Below are 25,889 nucleotides of genomic sequence, written 5' to 3'. Positions count from 1 at the left end.
ATCGAATAAAGCTTCTCCTAATACTTCGACATCATCAATACTTAACCCCATGATTTTAGTTTCCAATGAAGGATTAATCTCCCCTAACTTGCGTTTAAGTTGACGAAGAATCAATGTCTTTTCCCGTTCAATACCTTGTTCAATACCCCGTTCGATACCTTGTTCAATACCTTGTTCAATACCTTGTTCAATACCTTGACGCATCCAACTGGTGGTAATTTGCATAACTCCCTCCTGTACGGGTTGACTAAATGTGCTAATCTCTTCTTGAAATTGTCTCTCTTCCACCGGATTTAGATTGAGATAAGTATCAATAAATCCAGAAATCAATTGCATTCTCGCCGCATCTAACCTTAAAGTGATTAATAAGCGCAGACATTCCGCTTTTACCTTGGCTCGCTCTTTCTCGGCAATGTTCATCTTCGCCATCAACGCTGAAGCAACCGGATTCGGCTGATTGAGAAAATCTCGCCAATTTAATCGATTTAATTGCACGACTTGATAGTTAAATTATAACACCTTGAAATCGGGAAAATCGACCACATATTGACTAATCGCTTCTCTTTTTGGCTTTGAATAAGAAAAAATTCCAATCGGATAAATCGGTAAGACAAATTTCTCATGAAAACGAGCAAAATAAGTAAATATTCGCCGGTTAAACCCCTGGCGGGAACTTGGCTGCGCCTCCAGATGAATCAGAAAAAAAGATTCTTTTCCTCGAAACTTAACTTGTGCGACTAAATCGCTTTCATGCCTTTCTCCTTCCGTGACATCGGTAAATACTTCTTTGTCTAAAAAAGTAATCGAGTCCCTATCTAAATAAGCCATTACTTGAGGAAAAAATAACTCGATAAATTCGACAAAAAAGGTGGAGATTAACTCCTTAAATAATCGCTCATGGTCAATATTATTAGTCATGTAATATCATCTTAACTAATCTAAGGCTGCATTTCCTACCCGTCGGCTGGAAGCCGCTATTTTCGCCCCAGTAATTTGAGATAATTTATTAATAAACTCTGTCCCCGCATCTCCCGCCGCGACCTGACAACCGTACAGTAGAATATGATTAATCTTTGCCCAATTCTGTAACTTTTGGCGGTAATCGTAAATATTTGTTAAATTGAGTTGACAATTCCCTAAATATAAGCATCCCGGCGCACCATGAGAAACCAGGTGAATGGTGGTAATCTGGGGATTTTGTGGTAAAAAAAGTGAGAATAACGGTGGCGACTTCTGGAATTACCCCAGCTTGGAGGCTTTGATAATCAGTAACACCAGCATCGAGGAAAACTACGGTAGCGGTTAAACGCTGATTTCTCGCACTATTCACCTGATTAGCTTGACTCAAGCCATCAGCTTGAGCAAAATTGAACAAAACATCGTCAACAGCAGAAAGGCTCGGCAAAAGAGAAGAAGTCATGACGCTGACAGCAAAGGTTTATTGCTAACAGTTTTAGCCCAACAATCCCCAATTTTTCAATGGTGCTGTAACAAAAATTAAGATTATACAGAAAACGGGTTTCTTTAAGAAACCCGTTTTCTCAGTTTCTCGTGGTGGGACAGAAACAATTCCTAATCCTGCCATTTGACGAATATGATCATCAAAAGCGAATACCTTAAATATTTGTAAGCGATGAGCCATAACTAAAATAGAACAATCTGTGTAACTCCATTTTTTATCATTCGCCAATTCAAGTCTGAATTGCATCACTGTCTGATCTATCTTCATAGAGTACCTCATTAGGTTATATAGTGCGCCTAAATGATATGTAAACTAGAATGCCGACAACAATCCCGAAATATTTTAGAATAAAAGGACAACAAATATAAGGGACTTGCGTGGGAATAATATCCCAGCCAGGAAATCGCTCTGTAGAAGAATCAGACCAGCCAGATGGCATATTATCAAAGCGCAAGTCCCTAACTATTGCCGCTCAAAGATTGGCTACTATCCAAGCAAGTACCTAAAGCTAGAAAAGGGATGAAGTGGCAGTTTTTTGCGATGCTTAAAATGTGACTGCGATAATTAAACCGGAGACTAATAAGCCAAAACCGCTAACCAAAGGCCAAAAACGGGGATAAAACCGAATATTTCCGGCAGAGTGAGTTATTTGACTCCATTCGAGACGAGGAAATAAATCGCGACGAAACCAACCGAGAACTTGTACAGATGTATTATTTATTGCTGCCGTGGGGGAGTTAGTAGTCCTGATTTTATGCCAAAAACCAAAACGATAGTTAGGAGCGAGGGGAATTATGCCGGTGCTATCTTTAAGAAAGAAATTCTTTCCTTGAGCAATTAACTCACCGCGGAGTCGGACGGGGATAGCTGGGAGGGGATGACTGTAAGGATTATCAGTTAAAGAAAAAATATCGCTGAAACTAGCATTGTTGAGACGAGGATAACTGGCTAATCGATTGATAATTATACCCAAACCCCCACCGACTAAAATTAGGCCCAATGCACCCCAAGAGCTAAATTTCAGCCAAAGAAAATCAGCTATGACAACCCCAATAATAAAGCCTAGTCCCGAAGCATAATATAAACACAGTCGTAGAAAAAAGTTTTGATAGAGTTTCTTGGAATCTAATTCCATTTCTTGACGTAATAATTTCCCCAGACTAAATTCTATATCTAGATCCATCTGTCGGGCATAGTTAGTTAAAGCGCGAATCCTTTCACCAGTCAGGGGATGATTAGATTGCAACTCTAACCATTTTGCCCAAGGGTTATATATATCCCAGAGAAAACTCTGTCCGATCCGGCGAGACTCCAATGCGATACCATAAACGTTACCGGCAATGATCGCATCCTGCTCCAGGGCAATATTTAATACTTTTGTACTGAATGACAGGGGACTAAACTGGGCAGTTTCTTGGACTAAACCAAAGGCAATTTTTACTAAAGCGCGGGCCAAAGCATTGGGATTACCAGTAACTTGGGCAGCAAAATGATCGGCGAAGTATTCTCTAGTACGAGACAGATAAAGACAGCAAAAAACAATAATTGGCCTAAAAATAGTGATAATTGATGAGAGAAGGGCTAGAAAAACTGTGTCTTTAAAATTATTACCTTGATTTTGGGCAAAAGAATCGAGATAACAGCTTAAATGGTCGAAACTAGCACAGATAGTCATCAGGGCAAAGTCTCCCTGCCAAATATGCCCTAATTCATGAGCATATACCGTCGCTACTTCCTCATCGTCGAGATAGGTAAATAAACCTCTGCTAACTACTAAGCGAGCATTACCCCGTCGAGAGCCATAGGTAAAAGCGAGGGGCTGTCCATCTTCGATAATGCCTAGTTTTGGCGGTTTTAACCCTTTTTCTCGGCATATACGCCCAATTACCGCCGCCGATTCTGGGCTATACCGTTTAATTTCCGCTAAGGACACCCAACGCACTCGATAAAGACGTTTTTGTGTCCAATCAATTAGATTCGGGGCGATACAAAGGATGAGTCCGCCTAAGAAACCGGTCAAGAGCAAGGCAATAATTACACCCCTCCCCGCAGGGATGAGGAGCAAACGGGTAATTACAAAAAAAAGACCAAATAATATAGCATAAAAAGCCGTAATTGTCAATAGTTTAGCAAAAATAAGTCTATTTTCGGGGATAGTCCGGGATAACCGGACACTTACCCGTGCTGCTCGTGCTGCCTTGGGCAGCGATCGAAATTTGACCCCATTAGTGGCAATACCGATGGTTTTTTGTTCAGCACTAAAGATTGTCAGTAATCGTTTGGCCCACTGACTAACTTCCTGATCAAGATGATTTTCTAATTCCAGAGCTAGGGCGATCGCTTGTGGCCGTTGATTATTGCCCCGATAGGCCCGAGCAAGAGCCATTTTAGCTTGAATATATAAGGGAGAATGAAAATTAGCCGACTGTTGGCAATATTCTTCCAGTAATTCTACAGCCCTTGCGTAATCCTTTAGGCGTAGATATTTTAATCCTTCTTCCAGTGACATAGAGATCCCTTAGCTGTTTATCTATCTTTAGAGATACCCAAAATCGTAGGAAAGATTAAAGGAGTTGGGGAAGTGGGGGTGTGGGGGTGTGGGGGTGTGGGGATTTTTCAGTGAGCAGTAAACAGTAAACAGTAATCAGTGAACTTAAAACTCTGGGTTCGACGGTAGTTACCATGATAGAAATTACTTGACTACATAGTTATATAGGATTTTAAGCATAAATAGGTAAGCCAATGATAATTATTCATTTTTATCAATATTTTGGGCAGTAGCGATCAAGTGAATCAGACAAGTTAGCGAGCCGATTAGGGAAATAGGGAGTAGAATGGAAAGGTTGTGAGTCTATAACTATCGTTAAAATACTATGGCTTGTCCCAAGAAGAAAACCTCAAATGCCAAGCGCGACCAACGGAGAGCGCACTGGAGAAAGCAAGCGGAGCGGGAAGCACAAAAAGCCTTATCTTTGGGTAAATCTGTCCTTTCTGGTCGTTCTAACAGCTTTGTCTATCCCACTAAAGAGGAAGAAGAAGGGGAAGACGAGGAATAACTTAATGGTGGGGAGTGAGGTAGAGAAAACCTTTTCGCTCCCTAATATTTTAAGATTTGTTTAGGGTTTTCGTTGCGAGTCTCAACTAATGTTAGGCAAATTCTTTAAAAAACCAGAATCTCCCGATCAAGACCGAGTTCCCCCGGGCCAATATCTCGCTAGTGGTTTTCCTGTGCTTACCTACGGGGATACTCCCCAAATCAAGACCGAGGAATGGTTATTTAAGGTTTGGGGAAAGGTGGCCACGACTAAAATTTTTAACTGGTCGGATTTTATGGCCCTACCGCAGTCGGAGTTTACCAAGGATTTTCACTGTGTCACCCGCTGGTCAAAATTAGATGTGACTTGGACGGGAATTAAGGTATTGGATTTTATCACCTTAATTGACCTGCTGCCAGAAGCTACCCACGTCATGCAACACTGTTACGGGGGTTATACCACCAACCTCACCCTAGAGGAATTCCTGCACGAGGATAATTTTTTCGCTTTTCAACTGTTTGGTCAACCTTTACCCCCCGACCACGGGGGTCCACTGCGTTTAGTTGTCCCCCATCTCTACGCTTGGAAAAGTTCTAAATGGATTAATGGCTTAGAATTTCTCGATCGAGAGCAATCGGGTTTCTGGGAACGTAATGGCTACCATCGACGAGGCGATCCCTGGTTAGAGGAACGTTATGGCGGTTTTTAACCAGTTTTGGCTTAAAATCGGGTGAGATGAGCAATCAAGTCCGCTAATTCCTATCATTAAAACAAGCAAAAGTCAAGGGGGAAGCAACAAATTTTTACACGATCGCAACTGGTTAATTATAATTGCCGAATTGCCTGATCGCACTTTTGAACATATCCTGCTAACCCCAATGCTTGAAATAATTCCCGCGCTTGAAGATATGCTTCTTCCGCTTCCGATATACGCTTGAGTTGATAGTAGGTAAGTCCCAGATTAAACCAAGATTTCGCTTCACCCCCCCGATTACCGATTTCGCGTGTGATTGCTAGGGACTGTTGATAAAACTCGCTCGCTTTTTGGTATTCTCCTAGGGAACCGTAAACAGAGCCTAAATTACCGTAGGAATACGCTGCACCTTCCCGATCACCGATTTCCCGTTTGATTGCTAAGGACTGTTGATAAAACTCGATCGCTTTTTGGTATTCCCCTAGGGAATAGTAAACATTGCCTAAATTATTGTAGGAAGACGCTTCACCCCCCCGATTACCGATTTCCCGTGTGATTGCTAAAGACTGTTGATAAAACTCGATCGCTTTTTGGTATTCTCCTAGGGAATAGTAAACATTGCCTAAATTATTGTAGGAATTCGCTTCACCTTTCCGATCACCGATTTCCCGTGTGATTGCTAAAGACTGTTGAGAAAACTCGATCGCTTTTTGGTATTCCCCTAGGGAATAGTAAACATTGCCTAAATTATTGTAGGAAGACGCTTCACCCCCCCGATTACCGATTTCGCGTGTGATTGCTAAAGACTGTTGATAAAACTCGATCGCTTTTTGGTATTCTACTAGGGATTCGTAAACATTGCCTAAATTATTGTAGGAATACGCTTCACCTTTCCGATCACCGATTTCCCGTTTGATTGCTAAGGACTGTTGATAAAACTCGATCGCTTTTTGGTATTCTCCTAGGGAATTGTAAACATTGCCTAAACCCATGTAGGATTTCGCTTCAACCCCCCGATTACCGATTTCCCGTGTGATTGCTAAAGACTGTTGATAAAACTCGATCGCTTTTTGGTATTCTCCTAGGGAATAGTAAACATTGCCTAAATTATTGTAGGAATACGCTTCACCTTTCCGATCACCGATTTCCCGTGTGATTGCTAAAGACTGTTGATGAAACTCGATCGCTTTTTGGTATTCTCCTAGGGATGTGTAAACAGTGCCTAAATTATTGTAGGATTTCGCTTCACCCCCCCGATCACCGATTTCCCGTGTGATTGCTAAGGACTGTTGACAAAAATCGATCGCTTTTTGGTATTCTCCTAGGCAATAGTAAATACCGGCTAATGAGTTGAGACTCGCAACTAAATCAAGTTCTAGATTTAACTCTTTTTGTAAATCGATCGCTTTTTGATAATACTCGATCGCAAGCAGAAGTTCCTGACGATAATCTGACAATGGCAGATTTAATAAACGAAGGTTATAAATCTTAGCTAAACTGGCATATAAACTCGCTAGTCTTGGCTCTTTTTTGCCTTTATTTACCTCGATTTGCTCGATTAGTTCTAACAAGTCTTCCTTAGAGATAAAAGGAATATCTTTGTCTATAGTAATTTCGTCAAAAGATTGTAAAATTGGTAAAAATTCCTGACAAGGTAAAAAGTTACTTGGAGGAGAAATAAAGCGAAAAACCCCTTTTCTCCAACTCCAAAAATCGGGGGACTTTTTGCGTAAATTTACCTCCACTGTGCTTGTTACCCAAAGAACAATGGAATAGGGAAATTCTCGCAATCCTTCCCTTGTCCATTGCAGATAACCAAAAAATTTATCTAGTTCCGATTTTTCCTGTTGCCATTCGATCGAGTGTAATTTTTCCACTCCTGTGGTTGTGATCACGGCGTTTTTGCTTTGTAGTAACTCTGGTTTTCTGGAGACTAAACTAGCAATGGCTGCTCTTAAACTCGGTTCTTTTTGATCTAAATCAATCCGATAACAAGGGATTACTGGTTCTAATTCTTTGCTATAGCGATCGATGATTTCTTCTCGCAATTTTTCCTGATCACACACACAAATCAATATATTTAATCTCTCTTGATTTGCCTCTAGAGACACGATTAAACCTTCGTATTCTCTTTCATTTTGGTCAATAATTGAAGATGTTTCATTATTCATAATAAGTGGATAAATGTTAAAAACTGTCAGATACCCCCATTAGGTAGGGTTGATTCATGAATCAACCCTACGGATCAAGGAGTGATCCGCACCCCCCTTATCAAGGGGGGATCAAGGGGGGAGCCATCTTCAATTTAATTATAACTAAGCTAAACGGCGCTTAACCTGCATGATCCAATAGCTATAACCCTTTTGGAGTCTATATCGGTGATCCGAAGTAAAAGCCGTTTAGCTTACTTATACTAAATCCGTTGAGTAACGCACAGAAAACGGGTTTCTCCGAGAAACCCGTTTTCTACTCATGCACTCATGCAAAAAGGGGAATAAATAATCAGTCTTTAATAACCAGATTTAGTATTACTTATCCCATTCAAATTGTTCCTCTTTTTTTCATTAACTCAACTACAATCGGATGCACGTTATACCAGAGATCGCCATTGCGGTATTCCAAAATATATAAACCATGCAACAGATCTAGAAAATTTTGATCCTTGAGATCCTTCGGTTTTGACTTTTTATAAACAGTTTTAATAATTTCCTCATCTGCTGTACCGATACTTTCAGCAAAATCGAGACTAAGTTCTGTGATTGATTGTTCTAAAACAGCTTGATTAATTTTTAGGGTATTATCATCAGGATAACGACGAACCGATCGCAAACAAACCCGACAGCAATCATTAGTAATGCGAATTAATTCTCGTAACACTCCCCCACTATAAAGACAAATTTTTTCGAGGGTGTCAGGATCGATTAAAGCGGGATCGATGCGCTTAGTGATAATCTCGGTTAAAGTAGCAATAATTTGCGGATCGGGTATAGCATTAGGTGAATTAATTTCTCCCTGTTTAAAGAGTTTATATACAGGCATTTGCACGATCTGATCATTAGTTTCTGTTTGGAGAGTTGCCTTTAAAGCTACTTCTCTTAAAGCGGCGATCGGAATAGTCATAATAATCCGAAAACCGGGCAACATAATCGCTTTAATATGGGATTGAAAAATATCCCTTACCTGTGCTAAGTCAATTTTATCAATGTCATCAACAATTACTAAGATTTTTTTCTGACTTTGGGACTCGATCGCACTAGCTATAATGTTAATTTGGGCAACTAAATCGGTAATTCTCCGCTCATACTTTTGTTTGATTTCCTGACGAATAGTCGAATTAATCTTGAGAATTCCTTTAATGTGAGCTAGTAAAGAAGAAAAGTTAAAACCTGTTTCGACAGTGGCATCTGCTTGATTGGTTTCGGTGCGGATTTGTTCAGCAAACCATTGATAAAAGCTTTTTTTAATAGAATCTTTAATAGTTAAATTTTGGGCTTCCGCTTCTGACATCATCTGAACGGCGATCGAGAATAAAATATTAACATGATTTACGTCTGACATTTCGATCGTGTCTGAGATCGAGAAGAAAACAACAAAATAGCGATCATCTAACTTTCTTTTAAATTCGTAGAGTAGGGTTGACTTACCACAACCCCGATGTCCTGCTAGAATAATTTTTCCGTCTTCCGAAGGACTATCTTCGACCAATTGTTCTAATTCGTCGATAATTTCTGTGCCGTATTTAACAGCAAAACGCTGTAATTCTTTATCCGATCGCAGGGGTAAAAGTTCCAAATTGCGATAGGCTTCTCGAAAGGGTTCCAGTAAAGGACTAACCATAAGTAATTAAATTAAGTGGGTGGGTGGAATTAAATATAAGATGAACGTAGAACGTAGGTTGGGTTGAAGCATGAAACCCAACGCCTGCATGGGTTACTAACCATAAGTAATTAAATTAGACTGTGTTGTGTGAAGATAATTAGCCACAAAGAAAACCAGAAAAAAATTAACTAATAACTGATAAGTAGTTATAATTAAATTGAAGATGGATCCCCCCTGCCCCCCTTGATAAGGGGGGTGCCGATAGGCGGGGGGATCCCCCCTGCCCCCCTTGATAAGGGGGGTGCCGATAGGCGGGGGGATCCCCCCTTAATCCCCCCTTGATAAGGGGGGTGTCTGACAACTTTTAACACCTACCTACTTAACTGATAACTGTTATTTTTCTGCTGCCCAACTGTCGGGAGTGTAGGTTTTTAATGCCAAAGCATGGATGGCTTCGGTAGCCAGTGCCGATTGTAAAGCGCCATAAACCATTTGATGCTGTTTAACGCGGGTTTTGCCGGCAAATTCGCCGGAAATAACCACCGCTTCCAAATGATCGCCACCTCCCGTTAAATCCCGAATCATCACCTGTGCATCGGGGATTTGTTCTTGAATCATCGCTTCTACTTGGCGAAAGTCAACCATCTTAACTCCTCAAAACAATTAAAGACACTCTGATCCCATTGTTACCGAAAGCTCGTCAATGGGGACAAAATTTACTGCTGTGGGGGGGAGTTGTTAGGAGTTGCCGATGTGGGAGTCGGTGCGGAGATGGGTGTGCTGACAAATCCCATCTCGTAGAGTTGTTGATAGCTTTTTTGTCCTAATTCACTGGTGGGGTTTTGGGATTGAATCACCTGAATTAACAAAGGAACCGCCAATTCTGGCTGATTTTGCGCCCTATGGACCAAAGCAAGCTTATAGGTGGCTTCATCCCGCAGTTGTCCCGTGTTTAAAGCACTTTGACGCTGAGAATCGAATACTTTCGGGTCAATTCCTGAGAAACTATTAGCTAATTGCAGATGATAGTTAGATAGTTGGTTAAAAATCCGGCGCGCTTGATTGAGTTTGTCCACAGCGACATCGTATTTAGCGGCATTAATAGCGGCGTTCGCTTCTTCCACTAAACGTTGTCCCCCCTGAAGACTCAGGACACTATCGGCTTGATTTAAGGGTTTTAATTCGTTAGGATCGCTGGTGGGATTGTTAGAGTCGGGGGTTTGTGCTTGTCCGTCAGGTGCGATCGCAATCACTAAACCGATCACCAGAGTGAGCAGATAAATTAAACTATAAGGCTGTTTTCGCTTAACCATAAAATTTCTCGACTTAATGTTCCTGATGGGAACGGCTATTTTTTCTAACATCGACAACTGACCTATAGTAGCTTTTTTGGGGCAGTTTCGATCCGACCCCAGCTTTCTAGACGTTAGATTTAGCGGTTTTGTCGCCATGGCAAGTGCTGATTTTTCCCGAAGAATCAGTACAAGTCCCCAAAAAGTTAGTTTATCCCCCCGATTAATGGTTTAAACACCGATAAATCCCCCCTTGCAAGGCTGTCCAGATAGAATAAAGAGAAAGTAGGAGTTTAGTTAAAATGTCTTTATCGCTGATTACCCGTAAGTTTACGGTGGAAGAATACGAAAAAATGGCAACCGAGGGAATAATCAAACCCGATGAAAAAGTGGAATTAATTCGAGGAGAAATTATCAAAATGTCACCGATGGGAACCCGTCATGCTTCTAGTGTAGATAGATTAATACAATTATTCTATCAAAATTTAGGACAGAAAATTATTCTCAGAGTTCAAAATACTATTAAACTTAATGACAATTCTCAACCAGAACCAGATTTAAGTTTACTAATACCTCGATCGGATTTTTATGTTGCTGCCCATCCTTGTCCTCAAGATATCTATTTAGTTATTGAAGTTTCCGATTCTACCCTCGATTATGATCACTATACTAAAATCCCTCTTTATGCGGAAGAAAATATTAAAGAAGTTTGGATCGTTAATCTCAAGGAAGAATGTTTAGAAGTTTATCGCCATCCTCTGCATGGTAGTTATCAAGCTATTCAGAAATACTCTATAAATGAGAGGGTTTTTATGACATCTTTTCCCGATATAGAATTCACTATTGCAGAAATATTAGGAGTGTAGTTAAAATGTCTTTATCACTGATTACCCGTAAGTTTACGGTGGAAGAATACGAAAAAATGACAACCGAGGGAATAATCAAACCCGATGAAAAAGTGGAATTAATTCGAGGAGAAATTATCAAAATGTCACCGATGGGAACCCGTCATGCTGCCTGTATAGCTAGATTAACACAGTTATTTTATCGAAAATTTGGCGATCTTATTCTCTTAGGAGTGCAAAATCCGATTAGATTAAATAATAACTCTCAACCAGAACCAGATTTAAGTTTACTAATACCTCGATCGGATTTTTATGTTGCTGCCTATCCTTGTCCTCAAGATATTTATTTAATTATCGAAGTTTCTGATTCTACCCTCGATTATGATCGCTATACTAAAATTCCTCTTTATGCGGAGGCAAATATTCAAGAAGTTTGGATCGTCAATCTCAAGGAAAAATGTTTAGAAGTTTATCGTCATCCGCTGCATGGTAGTTATCAAGCTATTCAGAAATATTATCGAGGTGAAAGTATTTTTATTGAATCCTTTCCAGAAATAGAGTTAACTTTAATTGAAATACTCGGTAATATTTGTTAAATTAAATTCTAGAGCGTTTCTTATACCATTTTCTTTATTTCTGAGTAGGTAGGCGTTAAAAATTATCAGACACCCCCCTTATCAAGGGGGGGAGGGGGGATCGAACCTAAAATCCATTTTTAATTTAATTATATTATAACCAGCTACTTGGCAGGCATCCTACTATTAGTTTTCTAAGAGATGGCGGTACTTTTCTCCGAGATTTTCCGTTGCTTTGGTTAATTTACCCTTTTCGTCTAGGATAGGCAGTTTCATGATTTCCGATGAAGCTTTAATTAAAAGTAGTACCTCCCGAAACTTGGCCACGTCTTCCTCTAGATGAGGATTAAAATTAGCTCGTGACTCCAGTTCGGTTAAACTCTGAATAGCTCTACTATTCAGACTATGAACGAGGTATTGTAACTCCTTAATTCTGCGCTGAACTTGTCCTAAAAAACCCTTACTTTTATCTAATTGAGCTATTTTATTATCCACTTCTTTGGCGTATTCGATAGCTTTACTTAGGGCTTTTTTGCCTTCTCCTCCTAAGACAAAACCACCAATCATTAAAGCAGGTCCGACGGTAATACCTCCTAAAACCACTGTTCCCAAAGCCATACCACCACCACCGGCAGCTAAAGAACCACCTCCTAACCATGCTAAGGTAGCATTCCAAGCGGCTACCCCACTAAGTCCACTAATTGCTGTTCCTGTACTAGCAGTACCGAAAAGACCAATTAATCCTAGGGTTGTCTGACTGGCTGCCGAAGCGACTCCCACTACTTTTAAACCCCCCACAGCCAAACTTTGCGCGTCTAACACTTCTGCTTTAAATTCCTTGAATTGTTGGGCAGAAAATCCCTCAAACCCTTCTAAGAAGCGTTGATGGGATTGGGAGTAATTTTGACCAATTCTTTGACTATTTCTTTGATCAATTCGTCGAACAAACTTAATAAATCTGCCGATAGTGTTGATTTTGACATTAATTTGCAGTTGACCGTATTCTTCCGCGAATTTTTGGGTAGCTTGAAACTTTTTTTCTAGGGATTTATTGGCTTTTTTATATCTTTGTTCGGCACTTTTGCCAATTTTTTCCGCCTTTTGTAGCTTAGAGACACCATCAGCACCGGCACTAACACCCACACCAGCAGTAACTAAGGCAGCCGCACCAAGAATAATCGGGATAATAAAGATCATGACCGAAAAGCTCCTAGTCTATTCAGTTTTCTCAAATTCTACCAAGATAGTTAAAAAAAAATCAAGGAGGTGCATCTCACACTTGCAGAAATACCGACAATCAGCAATTATCAGTGACTCTTAAATTATGGCTCTTCTCGACTTTGTGTGATAATTTTTGCTTATGAAATCGTGAAATGTTTACTGGGAAAGACTTTTAGGACTATTTTGTTAAACAAACTATCAGTATAGACCTCATTTCCACACAGAAACCAGAAGAGCCTAAATTATTACAGATGCGTCAGCGGCTGCCTGTAAGCATCCCACCGAAAAACTAATGCGCTCCGGGGTTTGGGGGCGGCGCCACGCCCCCAACGGGGGGTTTGGGGGGTAGAACCCCCCAAAAGCTTGGATTGAGTAATAAAATCAAAAGTAAAGCCCAATTTTAAAAGAGAGTTTCCCCGTAAAAATCCCAACTTGCTAGATTGACAAAATTGTATCGGTAGAATTACTGAATAGCTGATAGCTGGTAGCTGAGGATTTATAACTTGCGTTCGTAACTTAACAAGGTATTTTGTAATAACATTGCCACCGTCATCGGACCGACACCCCCGGGGACAGGAGTAAGATAACTAGCCACTTCTAAAACCCCAGCATAGTCCACATCGCCCACCAAACGGTCAGCGACACGATTAATCCCCACATCCACCACCACCGCACCCGGTTTTACCATATCTTTAGTGATTAAATTGGCTTTACCGACCGCAGGTACTAAAATATCGGCACTTCTGGTTATTTCTGCCAGATTTTCCGTGCGCGAGTGAGCAATAGTTACCGTAGCGTTTTCCTCCAATAACATTAAAGCTAAAGGTTTCCCCACTAGAATACTGCGACCCAGCACCACCGCGTGCTTACCGGCTATGGGAATATTATATTCTTTCAGCAGTGCCATGACCCCCGCAGGAGTACAACTGCGGATACAGTCCTCACCCCGCACTAAACCGCCTAAATTGAGAGGATGTAAGCCATCAGCATCTTTTTTCGGGTCAATTTGGTAGAGAAGGGAAACCGCATCTAAATGCTTAGGTAAGGGTAATTGAATTAAAATCCCGTCCACCCGCTCATCTTGATTGAGACGGACAATTTCTGCTAAAATTTCTAGTTCACTTGTATCGGTGGGAAAATGACGACCAAAAGAGGCCATGCCGATCTTAGTACAAGCTTTCTCCTTATTGCGGACATAAACGGCACTAGCGGGATTATCCCCCACCATCAACACCGCTAACCCCGGAGGTCGTCCCATTGGAGATTTTAGCGTCTGGATGCGCTCTCCTAGACCAAGCTGGATTTTTTGAGCTAAGGCTTTCCCGTCGAGAATTTGGCAAGTAGTTACGGACATTCTATGATAATACCGAGAACAAAAATCTTTCGGATCTATTCTATGGTCAAAAAGATTGGCTAATGGCACTCGTTAAGGTTAAAGCAAGAATGTCTATCCAGACTCGTGTAGCGCGCATCAGCAGTTTATTATTATTGCTAGGTTTATTCGGTTGTAGTACCCTTGCTGACCTAGGTATTGCCGTTCCCTACATCGGTGATCCTCCCCTAACAGCGATCGAGCAATTACAGGAAAAACCAAAAGGCACTTTAGTTTATCTTAGGGGAACTGTGAGCAATTATGCCCCTTTTTTAGCGGGAGGAGCCTATCTTTTGCAGGATGGTTCCGGCAAGATTTGGATTCGCACCAATAGCAATAAATTACCCCGTCAAGGCGAAGAAATCGTCATTAAGGGCAAAATTGACTTTGAAGCTATTCCCCAGGGTTCCCAAACCGTTAACGAATTGTATGTGGTGGAATTAGAACAGATGGATGCAGTAGCAGTTAATTCGGTTCCCACTCCTTCCCCGTCCCCAGAAATTAAACCTTCCCCCACCTCAGAAGTTAAACCCCCAGAAAATAATTCTCCCCCAGTCTCAACTAAACCCCTGGAAAATCCCCGACAGGTGACAATTCCCAGCGCAGCTGAAACGAAACCCCCAGAAACTCCCGTCGTTACCCCCGTTAAACCCAATCCACCCGCACAACCCGTCGCGGAAGCGATTCCCCCCAAACCCCCCGCAGTGGTTAAACCCGTCCAAGATCCCCTCGATGCTTTCTTTTTACCCCATAAACAAAACGAGAAAAACAGTAATCAGTAATCAGTAATCAGTAATCAGTAAACAGTAGCGGGGCAAACAGATGGATAGTAAAGTTTATGACAAAGCTTATAAATTTGCCATTAGGATTGTTAAAGGCTATAAATATTTGTGTGAGACTAAACAAGAATATATTTTGTCAAAACAGCTATTAAGGAGTGGCACTTCAATCGGGGCTAACATTGCCGAGGCTAATGGAGCCATTTCTAACGCTGATTTTCGAGCTAAAATGTCAATAGCTTATAAGGAATGTCTAGAAACAAAGTATTGGCTGTCTCTATTGAAAGACACGAATTACATAGAGGAAAGAGCCTTTCAAAGTATCAATGATGACGCAGAGGAAATTGGTAAAATGCTTTGGGCTATTCTAAAAACCTGCCAAGAAAATACCAAAAACCGATAACTGATAACTGATAACTGATAACTGATAACTGATAACTGATAACTGATAACTGATAACTGATAACTGATGATATTCGTTGCTTTGGCGATTTTGGAACAGGACGGTCGATTTTTAATGCAGTTGCGCGACGACATCCCGACGATTCTCTATCCGGGGGTGTGGGGTTTATTTGGTGGTCACTTAGAAGCGGGTGAAAGTCCAGAAATAGGGTTAAAACGAGAGTTAAAAGAAGAAATTAACTATGAAGCCCCTAGTTTACGCTATTTTCGCTCTTATAACGATGATAATCTCTCGCGTTATCTTTATCATGTACCCCTGACCCTGGAATTAGAAAAATTAGTGCAAACGGAAGGGCAAGATTTAGCATTATTACCTCCGGCTGCCATCCTTCAAGGGCAATACTATTCCCAGAAGATTAATCAGACTCGTCCTTTAGGAAAAATTCATCGCCAGATATTACTCGATTTTATAGAAGTAGAATTATAGTAGGTATTAGAGCCAGACAAGGAACTCCCCTATCTATACGAAAGTCGTAGTTAACACTGCTCCTCACCTCCCTCGAAGGCAAAATGCTCCCGCTTTTTGAATGGCTTTATCTAAACGTCAATCTTATTTTGGCTTTGTCTTTATGAACCAGTCGCGTCCCTCGTTCGTTTCCGTGCAGAAACTCCTATCTGGAGGTGCGATCGCTACCCTAGCAGTTAGTTCCCTGATGGTCCTTACCCCCGCAGCCAAAGGGGAAAAACCCTTAGAAGATAACCCGAAAGCGGTCATCGACCAGGTTTGGCAAATTGTTAATAATGAATTTGTAGATCGTGGTTTTCATCAAATTGACTGGCAAAAAAAACGTCAAGAATTGTTAAGCAGAAATTATACTAATCCCCAACAAGCTTACACAGCAATTCGCGAAGCTTTAAAGGAGTTGGGTGATACTTATACCCGTTTTTTAACTCCTAGTGAATTTTCTGTCCTCACCAGTCAAACTTCCGGAGAATTATCGGGAATTGGGGTACGTTTAGCCCTCGATAAACGCACTAGCGATCTGGTCGTTGTCGATACGGTGAAAAAATCCCCCGCCAAGGAAGCGGGAGTGAAAAGCGGCGATCGCCTGATCAGAATTAATGGCAAACCCACCGCTTTAATGACCTTAGAACAGGCCATGGAGGCACTACAGGGAGAAGTGGGTACTAGCGTTAGTTTACAGCTTGCCCGTCCCGATCAAGGGGTATTTGAAGTGACTTTGACCCGGGTAGATATCGAAATTCCCTCCGTTAGCTATACCCTTAAACAAGAAGGTGGGGTGAAAGTTGGTTATATTAAACTGGATGAATTTAGTTCCCACGCAGCCGAACAAATGAAACAGGCGATCGAGGAATTAAGTCAACAACAAATATCCGGCTATGTTCTCGATCTGCGGGGCAACCCCGGCGGGTTACTATTTGCTAGTGTCGATATTGCTCGTATGTGGATGAAACAGGGCAAAATCGTTAGCACCATCGATCGACGTGGTGGAGATCGTCAATTTATCGCCAATAACACCGCTATTACCGATTTACCCCTAGTAGTCTTGGTTAATAAAGGTTCCGCCAGCGCCAGCGAAATCCTCGCCGGGGCGCTAAAAGAAAATGGCCGGGCGACTTTAGTAGGTACATCGACCTATGGCAAGAGTACCGTCCAATCGGTACACACCCTCTCCGATGGTTCCGGTTTAGCGGTGACAATTGCCCGTTATTATCCCCCCAACGGCGAAAATATCTACAAAAAAGGCATTAAACCCGATGTGCAGATCGAGTTAACCCAGGAACAACAGCTGCGCTTCCGCGATGATCCTTCTTTATTGGGAACTAAGGATGATCCCCAGTACCAACAGGCGATCTCGCTGCTACAATCCCATAGTGTTAAACGTCCCGGCACTGGCAATCTCAATAATCCTTTGAGTAGTCGGGCTGAATAATTGTCCTCAATAATGTCTAAGTAGGTAGGTGGAATTAAATATAAGATGAACGTAGGTTGGGTTGAAGCATGAAACCCAACGCCCGCTCATGTTACGCTACCGCTAACCCATCCTACAAATAATTGTGCCTCCCTACTTAGGGTTTGCGGCAAAAAGTACGGGCGAAGCATTCGGATAGAAAATCTACGTTTCACCGATAGGTTATTGCCCGAATGCTTCGCCCCTACAGGACACGGGCCGATGAAGACGCAAGGTGTTGAAGCACGATTCTTTCAAAATCTTGCACCTGTTTCACGAGAAAAGCCACAAAACCCTTACCTTGCCTACATTTCACATTTATTCAGCAAACCCTACTTAATCCCAACCTTGGCGAGATTTTACAATTCCCGACGACCTTCTAAAGCTCTCGCTAGGGTTACTTCATCAGCGTATTCCAGATCGCCGCCCATGGGCAACCCAAAAGCGATACGGGTAACTTTAGTGAAGGGTTTTAGTAAACCCCCGATATACAAAGTCGTGGTTTCTCCCTCGACACTGGGACTGATAGCTAAGATAACTTCCTGAATTTTTTTCTGGCTGACTCTGGTGACTAAAGACTGTATATTTAATTGATCCGGTCCAATCCCATCCATAGGTGAGATAACACCCCCTAAAACGTGATATTTACCCGAATATTCCCTTGTTTTCTCCAAAGCAATCACATCTCTGGAGTCAGCTACCACACAGATAGTCCCCGTTTCTCGGTTAGGATTGCGGCAAATTTCGCAGATCGGTTCGGCCGAAAGATGAAAACAAACCTGACATAATCCTACTTGTTTTTTGGCTGCTACGATCGCCTGGGCCAATTCGATCGCATCTTGTTCCGGTCGTTTGAGAATATAGAGGGCCAGACGTTGGGCGCTTTTGGGTCCCACCCCAGGTAATTTTTGTAACTGCTCGATCAAACGAGCTAAAGGCGGTGTATAAATAGCAGTTAATCCTCTTATCAGTTATCAGTTATCAGTTATCAGATTTGAGTTTTCAAGTGAGCAGTGTTACATGGAAGTTTCCTGCTGTCTTTTCACTGTTTACTGCTCACTGATCAATGATTAAGACCTTTTTGGTAAACGGACATCGATAACACTGGTGTTGAAATTATAATTATCTCCTTCCAACTCGATTAAAGTGCCAATTTTCACCTTTTGACCGCCAACAACCGCACCGGTATCGGTAACTTCCGCTTGACCACTGAGAGTCATAATCATATCTTGAGAATAGTTTTCTGTGCGAGGATCGGGTAGGACTTTCACGCTACCATCCGGCTGCGGAACTAAGACATTTCTCGCTAAAGGTTTAACATTTTTTATATCCACTTGACCGGCCGGTTGATTACGAATAACAATATTAGTTTTCTTCTCGGTATTGAATTGATTAATCAAAGCATTGGGATTGAGAACACTTAAACCCCGGACAATAACATCCACTTCTATGGGTTCTTTGGTCACTTGAGCGATCGTACTTTTACCACTCGTTCCAGGGACAACAAAAATACCGATAATTGTCAATAAAATTACTAAGGCCGCTCCGATATCAAGCAAGCTAAATTTACCGAATAAACGTCCTTTTGAGTCTAATAAATTCATAAGCGGTTCACTATAAAATTTTGGGGAGAAGGGAACAGGGTGGTCACTGCGTGCGCCTTGCGGGGGGTGATGGGTAGGGTTGATTCATGAATCAACCCTACTATGAATCAACCCTAGGGTGATGGGGGATGGGGAGAAAATACAAATATCTCCTATCTCCTGCCGACCGCCTCCTGTCTCCTGAATCCTGTCTCCTGAATCCTGCCTCCTGAGGGCTAATAGATTCTATCACGATCGGAATCTTGGTCGCGGACAGGGAGTCTGACTTAAGATAGAAGATCGGAGTCTCACACGGAGCGATCGATAGACAATGGCGGGTAAAACTCAACTTAAGAAACAAGAAAAGCAATTATCTCCAGTGGATCTGACCCCTTCTGACGGTAACAACCTCGAAAAAGTTGCCCCCGTCAAACATTGGTCGATCGAAGATAGCGAAAATCTCTATCGCATCCAAGGCTGGGGAGAACCCTATTTCTCGATCAATGCCGCAGGAAATATTACCGTTTCGCCCCAGGGAGAAAGGGGCGGTTCTTTGGACTTATACGAGTTAGTTTCGGCGATTAAGCGGCGTAATATCGGTTTACCCCTGTTAATTCGGTTTAGTGACATCCTTGAGGATCGGATCGAGCGCCTGAATGCCTGTTTTAACCGAGCGATCGCCCGTTATAATTATCCCAATGTCTATCGCGGTGTCTATCCGATCAAGTGCAATCAACACCGTCACATCGTCGAGTCTTTAGTGCGTTTTGGTAAACCCTATCAATTTGGGCTTGAGGCTGGTTCAAAACCTGAGCTAATGATTGCTTTAGCTACCCTAGAACCTGCCTTAAACGGCAAAAATGACAAAACACAACCATTGCTAATTTGTAACGGCTATAAGGACAAAGAATACATCGAAACCGCTCTTTTGACCACTCGTCTCGGTCATCGGCCTTTGATTGTCATCGAACAATTGGAAGAATTATATTTAACCCTGCGGGTCAGTCGTCAGTTAGGAATTGCCCCACATTTGGGAGTGCGTGCGAAACTGGGGACAAAAGGGGTGGGCCGTTGGGGATGTTCCACGGGAGACCGGGCAAAATTCGGTTTAACCGTCCCGGAAATCCTAACGGTAGTGACGGAATTAGAACAAGCGGGGATGTTAGATTGTCTGCAACTGCTGCACTATCATATCGGGTCGCAAATCTCCGCTATTAGCGTCATTAAAGATGCCATTCGCGAAGCTAGTCAGATTTATGTGGAATTAGCGAAATTAGGGGCAAATATGACCTATCTCGATGTGGGAGGGGGTTTAGGGGTCGATTACGATGGCTCAAAAACTAACTTCTACGCCTCAAAAAACTACAATATGCAGAATTATGCCAATGATATCGTGGCTGAGGTCAAGGAAGCTTGTGAAGATGCCCAGATTTCACCCCCAATTCTCATCAGTGAAAGTGGCCGGGCGATCGCTTCTCATCAATCGGTGTTAGTCTTTGATATCTTGGGAAGTAGTGAGGTTCCCCAAAACCCTCCCGATCCCTGCAATGGGAAAGAACACCTCATCCTCCGCAATCTCTGGGAAACCTACACGGGTATCGATGAGCGCAATTATCAGGAAGCTTATCACGATGCGGGACAGTTCAAAGAGGAGGCGATTAGTCTGTTTAATTTCGGTTATCTCAGTCTCAAAGAACGAGCTAGAGCCGAACAATTGTACTGGGCTTGTTGTCACAAAATTCTGCAAGTGGCCCGACAACAGGATTATGTTCCCGATGACTTGGAAGACTTAGAGCAAATTATGGCCTCAATTTATTATGCCAATCTCTCGGTTTTTCAGTCAGTTCCCGATAGTTGGGCGATCGATCAACTATTTCCAATTATGCCGATCCATCGTCTCGATCGAGAACCTACCCAAAGAGGTATTCTCGCCGATTTAACCTGTGATAGTGACGGAAAAATTGCCCAGTTTATCGATTTGCGCGGGGACATAAAATCAGTTTTAGAATTGCATCCTTTGGAGTACAAAAACGGTAAACATTCTCCAGAACCCTATTATCTAGGAATGTTTCTGGTGGGTGCTTATCAAGAGATTATGGGCAATTTACATAATCTTTTTGGCGATACTAACGTGGTACATATTCAGATGAGTCCCAAGGGGTACGATATCGAGTATCTAGTCAAAGGAGATACGATCACGGAAGTATTAAGTTATGTGCAGTATTCCGCAGAAGACCTGTTAGAAAGAATTCGTCTTCGTTGTGAACAAGCTTTGCAGGAAAATCGCATGACTGTGGAAGAATCCCAATTACTACTACAGGATTATGAACGCAGTTTGCGACGTTATACCTATCTAGTGGGTGGGGATTGATGATTGCTCTTGCCGATCGAGTAATCGATCGAGGATGATAGAAAATAGACAAAATAGATAGGCAGTAAGGGGAAGCAGTGGAAAAGGGAACGCTGGTAGAATTTCGAGTCCAAGGAGAAAGGCGCTTAGGGGTGATCGATCGCCCAGAAGGTAAAAAAGATTGGATCGTCATCGATCAAGGGGGGAACCCGCATAAACTGCGTCCCCAACGCTTCGATTACATTATCAAAGCAGGTCCGTCCAACTATATGGAGATTGGCAATTTTCTGCGAGAAGTCCAACCCTATCTAGATGCTAGTGGTTTAGAAGTGGCCTGGGAATTATTAGCCGGGGAAAATCAGTTAGTCACTCCCGAAACCATGGCCGAGATTCTCTTTTCCGATCGCAGTCCGCAGTTTTGCTATGCGGCCCATTGTCTCTTGAGTGATGATAAAGTTTATTTTAAAAATAAAGGGGATGGTTACGAGGCCCGCTCGGAAAATCAGGTAGAGGAAATCAAACACCAGCTAGAGGTGGAACAACAGCGTCAACGGGAAAAAAGCCAATTTCTCCAACGTCTCCAACAGGCCCTGGCCGGTGAAACGGTAGAATGGTCAGAAAGCGATCGAATTCGTCTGGAATCTCTAGAAAAATTTATCCTCCAACCCGAACAAAAATATCCAGCAGCCATGGACATACTCTCGCTGCTGGGCCGTTCCCAAACCCCCGAGGCCGCTTTTGAATTGTTAGTCGATTTGAAATGGTGGAGTAGTCACGAAAACCTTTTCCTGCGACGCAGTTCCTACCCCGTTCAATTCTCGAAAAAGGTACTTGATGTGGCGCGTCTTAATTTACTCAATCCCCCTGCGGATGCGGATGTCAACAATCGTCTCGATTTAACCCACCAAAAAATTTATACCATCGACGATGAAAGTACCGAGGAAATCGATGACGGATTATCGGTAGAAATGCTCGCGGATGGTGGTCATCGTCTCTGGATCCATATTGCCGATCCTAGCCGTTTAGTGCTTCCCGATGATGAATTAGACCTAGAAGCACGTCGTCGCAGTACCAGTCTTTATCTTCCCACGGGAATGGTTCCCATGTTTCCCCTAGAGTTGGCCGCCGGTCCAATGAGTTTGGTACAGGGTAAACTTTGTCCCGCATTGAGTTTTGGGGTAATCCTCGATGAAACGGGGGCGATCGCCGATTATCGTATCCATCCTAGTACAATTAAACCTACCTATCGCCTCACCTACGAAGATGTGGACGAAATGTTACATCTGGATCTGCAGCATGAACCGGAAGTGAAGATTCTCAACCGTTGGGCAAAACAACGCCACGCATGGCGCAAATCTCAGGGATCGATTAACATCCAAATGCCAGAATCATCCATTAAGGTGAAGGCTAACGACGAAATTATCATAGAATTGCAGGAAGTGTCCCCATCTCGGCAATTAGTGGCGGAAATGATGATTTTAGCCGGAGAAATCGCCGGTCGCTACTGTCAGGAACACGAGATTCCCGTGCCTTTCCGCGGACAACCACAACCAGAATTACCCCCCGATGAGGAGTTAATTTTACTACCTGCGGGCCCGGTGCGTTCCTGTGCCTTGCGTCGCTGTATGCCGCGCAGTGAGATGACGACGATTCCTAACCGTCATGCTAGTCTGGGATTGAATACCTATTCCCAAGTAACTTCGCCAATTCGCCGTTATACTGACCTTTTGACCCATTTTCAACTAAAAGCCCATCTCCGGGGCGATCAACTGCCTTTTACCCGGGATAGAATGCAGGAAATTCTCTATAGTGTCGCTAGTTCGGCCCAAGAAGCCACCTCGGTGGAACGACAAACTAATCGTTATTGGAGTTTGGAATTTTTGCGACGACAGGGAGATCAAGTCTGGCAAGCTTTGGTGTTGCGCTGGCTGCGGGAAGAGGAAAATTTAGGCTTGATTTTATTGGAGGAATTGGGGTTAGAATTACCCCATCGTTTTGAGCGATCGGTATCTTTAGGCGATCGCTTTCAAGTACAAGTTAGCCGCTCTGATCCCCACCGCGATGAGATCCGTTTTCGCGAATTATCGGGTTTTGTCTCTTCCCAAGCAAGTTAATCTCTGGCGGAGTCAGGAGTCGGTCGTCAGTAGTCAGTCCCGATGCCAAAGTTGGCACCGCCAAGCCTGAAAATATGATGGCCTTCAATTAAGGCTAAGACAAAAAGGTTGTTCCCTCAATAGATATTTCTAGCCTGAGAGTCAGTCGAACCAGGATACCCAGAGGCATCGCCAATTGTCGCTACCAACCCTTAACAAGGTCAAGGGGCGTTGCTGATTTGAGCTATGAATCTTCTTCTTGTGGGATTTTTAAAACCTAGACCCAAACTAACTTTTGGATACGATGCACAGTTGGCATTCATACCTTGATTCAGCAACGCCATGCTTCTTAGCTTATGGTTATTTCTGGTTTAATTTGCGTTTGCAGAATGCTCCGAAACCAAATAAACCGAATCCTAATAAACCAAAGAACGGAGAAGGTTCTGGTACTTGTTCTGTGGTACGGCCGAGAATACGAATATTCGACAGTACCGGACTTTCGCTGCCAACCGTCCCGCCGCGTTTGAGGGTTGCCTTGACATCAAGGTAACGACCTAACAAGCTAAGGGCATCGCCGCTATTATAAGTTGTGTAAGGCAGGGATATGAGTGCGACTGGATCGTTAGAGGCACGAGCTTCAAGGATAATTTCCGCACCTGCTGGTAGGTAAGCGGCTGCCTCCGTATTCCAGAAAATTTTCAGCCATTCCTGTCCGGTGATACCGCTATCCGTCACCGATCGCCAGAAGCCAGACGGATTGGTGACACCACCAGATACGGAACCAGTCATGTCACTGTAGTTGTAAGGAGTCGCACCTGGACCGAGATCGATGGTCAGATCAACCGCGTTTGTCAACGGGTCAATTCGCATCACACTATTCGAGCTGTAGTTAGTGACCCAAACTTTACCATTAGAATCAACGGACAAGCCTGTTGGTGTGGCCCCAACACCAATTGTGTTTAAGATAGTGCCGTCGTTGGCAAGTCGCGTCACGGTATTACTACAAGTGCCAGCTACCCAAATATTGTTGTCGGGCGTGACTGCTACCCCGCGATTGCAGGTGGAAGGGGTAGGAATTGTCAGTTCCACCGCACCAGTGAGTCCATTAATCCGTTGGATGGAATTATCCGTCCAGTTACTCATCCAGATATTGCCGTTGCCGTCGATACCTAGACCGTAGCTGTATCGATCTAGAGTATTGAGTACCTGGGTTACGCCTGTTGCCGGGTCGTGCCGTACTAGCGCATTTGGCCAAAGACCAGAAGACCACAGGACTCCATTGCCATCAACAAGTCCGCCATAACCTCCTACTCCAACGTTAAAGCTATTTTTTGGGTTTGGGGTGCCGCTGGGAATGGGAACGCCTGTTGCTCCATCGTACAATTGATGTTGACTGTTACCGACACCGCCGACCCAAACATCGTTGTTGGCATCAATTGCCACTGTCCTGGCATTTGTGCCAGTAGTCCTGACATAGAGAAGAAGTGCATCATCGACTGCGGTTGAGGTTCCCCCATTGGTGTCCGCACTCCCAGTATTCGTCCAAGGTAAGACATTAAAGGTAGAACCGTTCCAAATCCCGCTTGAAGTTGTCGCCCCAGTACCTGGATTGGCAGAGATTTTCACCACTGAGCCTAGACCGCCAGATGCCTCAGCCCGGTTGGTAACCCAGGCGTTACCGTCAAGATCAACTGTCGTTCGGGAGGGGTCCCTGCCCATCCCATCGGGGGCGGTGTAATACTCTCCCAGAACTGCTCCATTACCGGCGGCACTTTCCGTTAGGGTGACTAAGCCATCGGAATCTGTGTGGTCAGTATCGATGCGGACGGCAGTACCCCGCCCGGAGAGAGCAACCCAGATGTTGTTGAACTGGGTGACGAGCGCCGGATTTAGTTGTAGTTGGTTGTTGCCGGGGACTCGGTTGTTCGTGTCTGGCGGATTAGGATTGTAGTTCAGATTGGTGAACGTCCCCATACCCCAGTCAGCATCGTTAGTAAAGGTTAGTTCGCCTGTCAGGGGGTTGAAGGAGGCTGCGTTTGCGGGAACTGCTATCGCCCCTGTGAGAGTGAGAGCGAGGGCAACTCGCCAGGGAAGTTTCGTTTTCTTGACTCGTTTGGTTGTTGCTTTCATTGCTACCTTGTTGAAGATTTGAGTAAAAAATTAGGTAGGTCAGTAAAACAGCAAACGGCGAACTCAAGTGCTTTTAAAATAGCCATCAGCCTTACCTCATTCTTAATCGTTGGCTGTCTTTACTGGTTCTTCGTTACTTAGTATGGTTCGATAGGGTGGCATAAATCGACTAAATCCTTATCTGGCAAGAGATTTAATTGATTAGTTCGCTCTAGATAGAAAACAATTAACAAAAATCGCCAAATGTCTTTCTCTATAAGAGTT

The 25,889-nt window shown here is 43.2% G+C and carries 22 protein-coding genes and 2 pseudogenes; 10 read left to right on the top strand and 14 right to left on the bottom strand.

Annotated elements, in window-relative coordinates; genetic code table 11:
* From IM456_RS05440 to IM456_RS05420, 5 genes and pseudogenes are all read right to left on the bottom strand, one after another.
* Positions 1 to 918: pseudogene (locus tag IM456_RS05440) on the bottom strand (Rpn family recombination-promoting nuclease/putative transposase); the annotation flags it as partial.
* 15 nt (positions 919 to 933) lie between these two features.
* Positions 934 to 1,173, bottom strand: coding sequence for a DUF4347 domain-containing protein (locus IM456_RS05435; RefSeq protein WP_253881398.1), 240 nt, complete (start codon positions 1,171 to 1,173; stop codon positions 934 to 936).
* 6 nt (positions 1,174 to 1,179) lie between these two features.
* Positions 1,180 to 1,420: pseudogene (locus IM456_RS05430) on the bottom strand (DUF4347 domain-containing protein); the annotation flags it as partial.
* Between the two features lie 33 nt (positions 1,421 to 1,453).
* Positions 1,454 to 1,729: a hypothetical protein gene (locus tag IM456_RS05425; protein WP_253881393.1), complete on the bottom strand. Its 276-nt coding sequence runs from the start codon at positions 1,727 to 1,729 to the stop codon at positions 1,454 to 1,456.
* Positions 1,730 to 2,006: 277 nt separating this feature from the next.
* Positions 2,007 to 3,971 carry a M48 family metalloprotease gene (locus IM456_RS05420; protein ID WP_287694199.1) on the bottom strand — a complete coding sequence of 655 codons (1,965 nt, stop codon included), beginning with the start codon at positions 3,969 to 3,971 and terminating at the stop codon, positions 2,007 to 2,009.
* A 364-nt stretch (positions 3,972 to 4,335) separates the two neighbouring features.
* Between IM456_RS05420 and rpmF the strand changes: the two genes are divergently transcribed.
* Positions 4,336 to 4,518: a 50S ribosomal protein L32 gene (rpmF, locus tag IM456_RS05415; RefSeq protein WP_004161392.1), complete on the top strand. Its 183-nt coding sequence runs from the start codon at positions 4,336 to 4,338 to the stop codon at positions 4,516 to 4,518.
* An 88-nt stretch (positions 4,519 to 4,606) separates the two neighbouring features.
* A complete protein-coding gene (locus IM456_RS05410) occupies positions 4,607 to 5,206 on the top strand; it encodes a sulfite oxidase-like oxidoreductase (RefSeq protein ID WP_287694196.1) in 600 nt (199 codons plus the stop codon).
* 116 nt (positions 5,207 to 5,322) lie between these two features.
* Here the strand turns inward: IM456_RS05410 and IM456_RS05405 are convergent, their stop codons facing one another.
* From IM456_RS05405 to IM456_RS05390, 4 genes are all read right to left on the bottom strand, one after another.
* A complete protein-coding gene (locus tag IM456_RS05405) occupies positions 5,323 to 7,362 on the bottom strand; it encodes a tetratricopeptide repeat protein (RefSeq protein ID WP_287694194.1) in 2,040 nt (679 codons plus the stop codon).
* A 370-nt stretch (positions 7,363 to 7,732) separates the two neighbouring features.
* Complete coding sequence (locus IM456_RS05400) at positions 7,733 to 9,028, bottom strand: P-loop NTPase fold protein (RefSeq protein ID WP_287694192.1); 1,296 nt, start codon at positions 9,026 to 9,028, stop codon at positions 7,733 to 7,735.
* Between the two features lie 375 nt (positions 9,029 to 9,403).
* Positions 9,404 to 9,655, bottom strand: coding sequence for a BolA family protein (locus tag IM456_RS05395; protein ID WP_002737239.1), 252 nt, complete (start codon positions 9,653 to 9,655; stop codon positions 9,404 to 9,406).
* A 71-nt stretch (positions 9,656 to 9,726) separates the two neighbouring features.
* Positions 9,727 to 10,374 (bottom strand): hypothetical protein, encoded by a 648-nt coding sequence (locus IM456_RS05390; RefSeq protein WP_149987994.1) that lies wholly within the window; start codon positions 10,372 to 10,374, stop codon positions 9,727 to 9,729.
* A 230-nt stretch (positions 10,375 to 10,604) separates the two neighbouring features.
* Between IM456_RS05390 and IM456_RS05385 the strand changes: the two genes are divergently transcribed.
* Both IM456_RS05385 and IM456_RS05380 read left to right on the top strand, forming a co-directional pair.
* A complete protein-coding gene (locus tag IM456_RS05385; protein WP_287694188.1) occupies positions 10,605 to 11,168 on the top strand; it encodes a Uma2 family endonuclease in 564 nt (187 codons plus the stop codon).
* 5 nt (positions 11,169 to 11,173) lie between these two features.
* Positions 11,174 to 11,743, top strand: a complete 570-nt coding sequence (locus IM456_RS05380) for a Uma2 family endonuclease (protein ID WP_287694185.1) — start codon at positions 11,174 to 11,176, stop codon at positions 11,741 to 11,743.
* Positions 11,744 to 11,908: 165 nt separating this feature from the next.
* On the opposite strand, the gene IM456_RS05375 is transcribed toward IM456_RS05380, so the two are convergent.
* On the bottom strand, positions 11,909 to 12,919 hold the full coding sequence (locus tag IM456_RS05375) for a hypothetical protein (RefSeq protein ID WP_287694183.1): 1,011 nt from the start codon (positions 12,917 to 12,919) through the stop codon (positions 11,909 to 11,911).
* A gap of 520 nt (positions 12,920 to 13,439) precedes the next feature.
* Entirely contained in the window at positions 13,440 to 14,297 is an 858-nt protein-coding gene (folD, locus tag IM456_RS05370; protein ID WP_147072953.1) for a bifunctional methylenetetrahydrofolate dehydrogenase/methenyltetrahydrofolate cyclohydrolase FolD, read from the bottom strand.
* Positions 14,298 to 14,386: 89 nt separating this feature from the next.
* On the opposite strand from folD, the gene IM456_RS05365 reads away from it, so the two are divergent.
* From IM456_RS05365 to ctpB, 4 genes are all read left to right on the top strand, one after another.
* Entirely contained in the window at positions 14,387 to 15,097 is a 711-nt protein-coding gene (locus IM456_RS05365) for an OB-fold nucleic acid binding domain protein (protein WP_287694180.1), read from the top strand.
* 40 nt (positions 15,098 to 15,137) lie between these two features.
* Positions 15,138 to 15,497 carry a four helix bundle protein gene (locus IM456_RS05360; protein ID WP_061430726.1) on the top strand — a complete coding sequence of 120 codons (360 nt, stop codon included), beginning with the start codon at positions 15,138 to 15,140 and terminating at the stop codon, positions 15,495 to 15,497.
* A 66-nt stretch (positions 15,498 to 15,563) separates the two neighbouring features.
* Complete coding sequence (locus IM456_RS05355) at positions 15,564 to 15,983, top strand: NUDIX hydrolase (RefSeq protein WP_149986836.1); 420 nt, start codon at positions 15,564 to 15,566, stop codon at positions 15,981 to 15,983.
* Between the two features lie 142 nt (positions 15,984 to 16,125).
* Positions 16,126 to 17,451: a carboxyl-terminal processing protease CtpB gene (gene ctpB, locus IM456_RS05350; RefSeq protein ID WP_353737737.1), complete on the top strand. Its 1,326-nt coding sequence runs from the start codon at positions 16,126 to 16,128 to the stop codon at positions 17,449 to 17,451.
* Positions 17,452 to 17,828: 377 nt separating this feature from the next.
* Here ctpB and recR read toward each other — a convergent pair whose 3' ends face one another.
* Together recR and IM456_RS05340 are read right to left on the bottom strand one after the other, a co-directional pair.
* Positions 17,829 to 18,419, bottom strand: a complete 591-nt coding sequence (recR, locus tag IM456_RS05345; RefSeq protein ID WP_043999193.1) for a recombination mediator RecR — start codon at positions 18,417 to 18,419, stop codon at positions 17,829 to 17,831.
* Between the two features lie 120 nt (positions 18,420 to 18,539).
* Positions 18,540 to 19,073, bottom strand: coding sequence for a DUF4330 domain-containing protein (locus tag IM456_RS05340; RefSeq protein WP_149986834.1), 534 nt, complete (start codon positions 19,071 to 19,073; stop codon positions 18,540 to 18,542).
* Positions 19,074 to 19,383: 310 nt separating this feature from the next.
* Here IM456_RS05340 and speA point away from each other — a divergent pair, with 310 nt between their 5' ends.
* Entirely contained in the window at positions 19,384 to 21,423 is a 2,040-nt protein-coding gene (speA, locus tag IM456_RS05335; RefSeq protein ID WP_287694172.1) for a biosynthetic arginine decarboxylase, read from the top strand.
* Between the two features lie 77 nt (positions 21,424 to 21,500).
* Positions 21,501 to 23,516: a ribonuclease catalytic domain-containing protein gene (locus tag IM456_RS05330; protein ID WP_287694170.1), complete on the top strand. Its 2,016-nt coding sequence runs from the start codon at positions 21,501 to 21,503 to the stop codon at positions 23,514 to 23,516.
* Positions 23,517 to 23,855: 339 nt separating this feature from the next.
* Here the strand turns inward: IM456_RS05330 and IM456_RS05325 are convergent, their stop codons facing one another.
* Complete coding sequence (locus IM456_RS05325; protein ID WP_287694166.1) at positions 23,856 to 25,625, bottom strand: Vgb family protein; 1,770 nt, start codon at positions 25,623 to 25,625, stop codon at positions 23,856 to 23,858.
* Positions 25,626 to 25,889 lie beyond the last annotated feature (264 nt).

Origin of the sequence: Microcystis sp. M079S1 (assembly GCF_020246425.1) — a bacterium.
GTDB lineage: Bacteria > Cyanobacteriota > Cyanobacteriia > Cyanobacteriales > Microcystaceae > Microcystis > Microcystis aeruginosa.
This window is presented reverse-complemented; position numbering and strand designations above follow the sequence as displayed.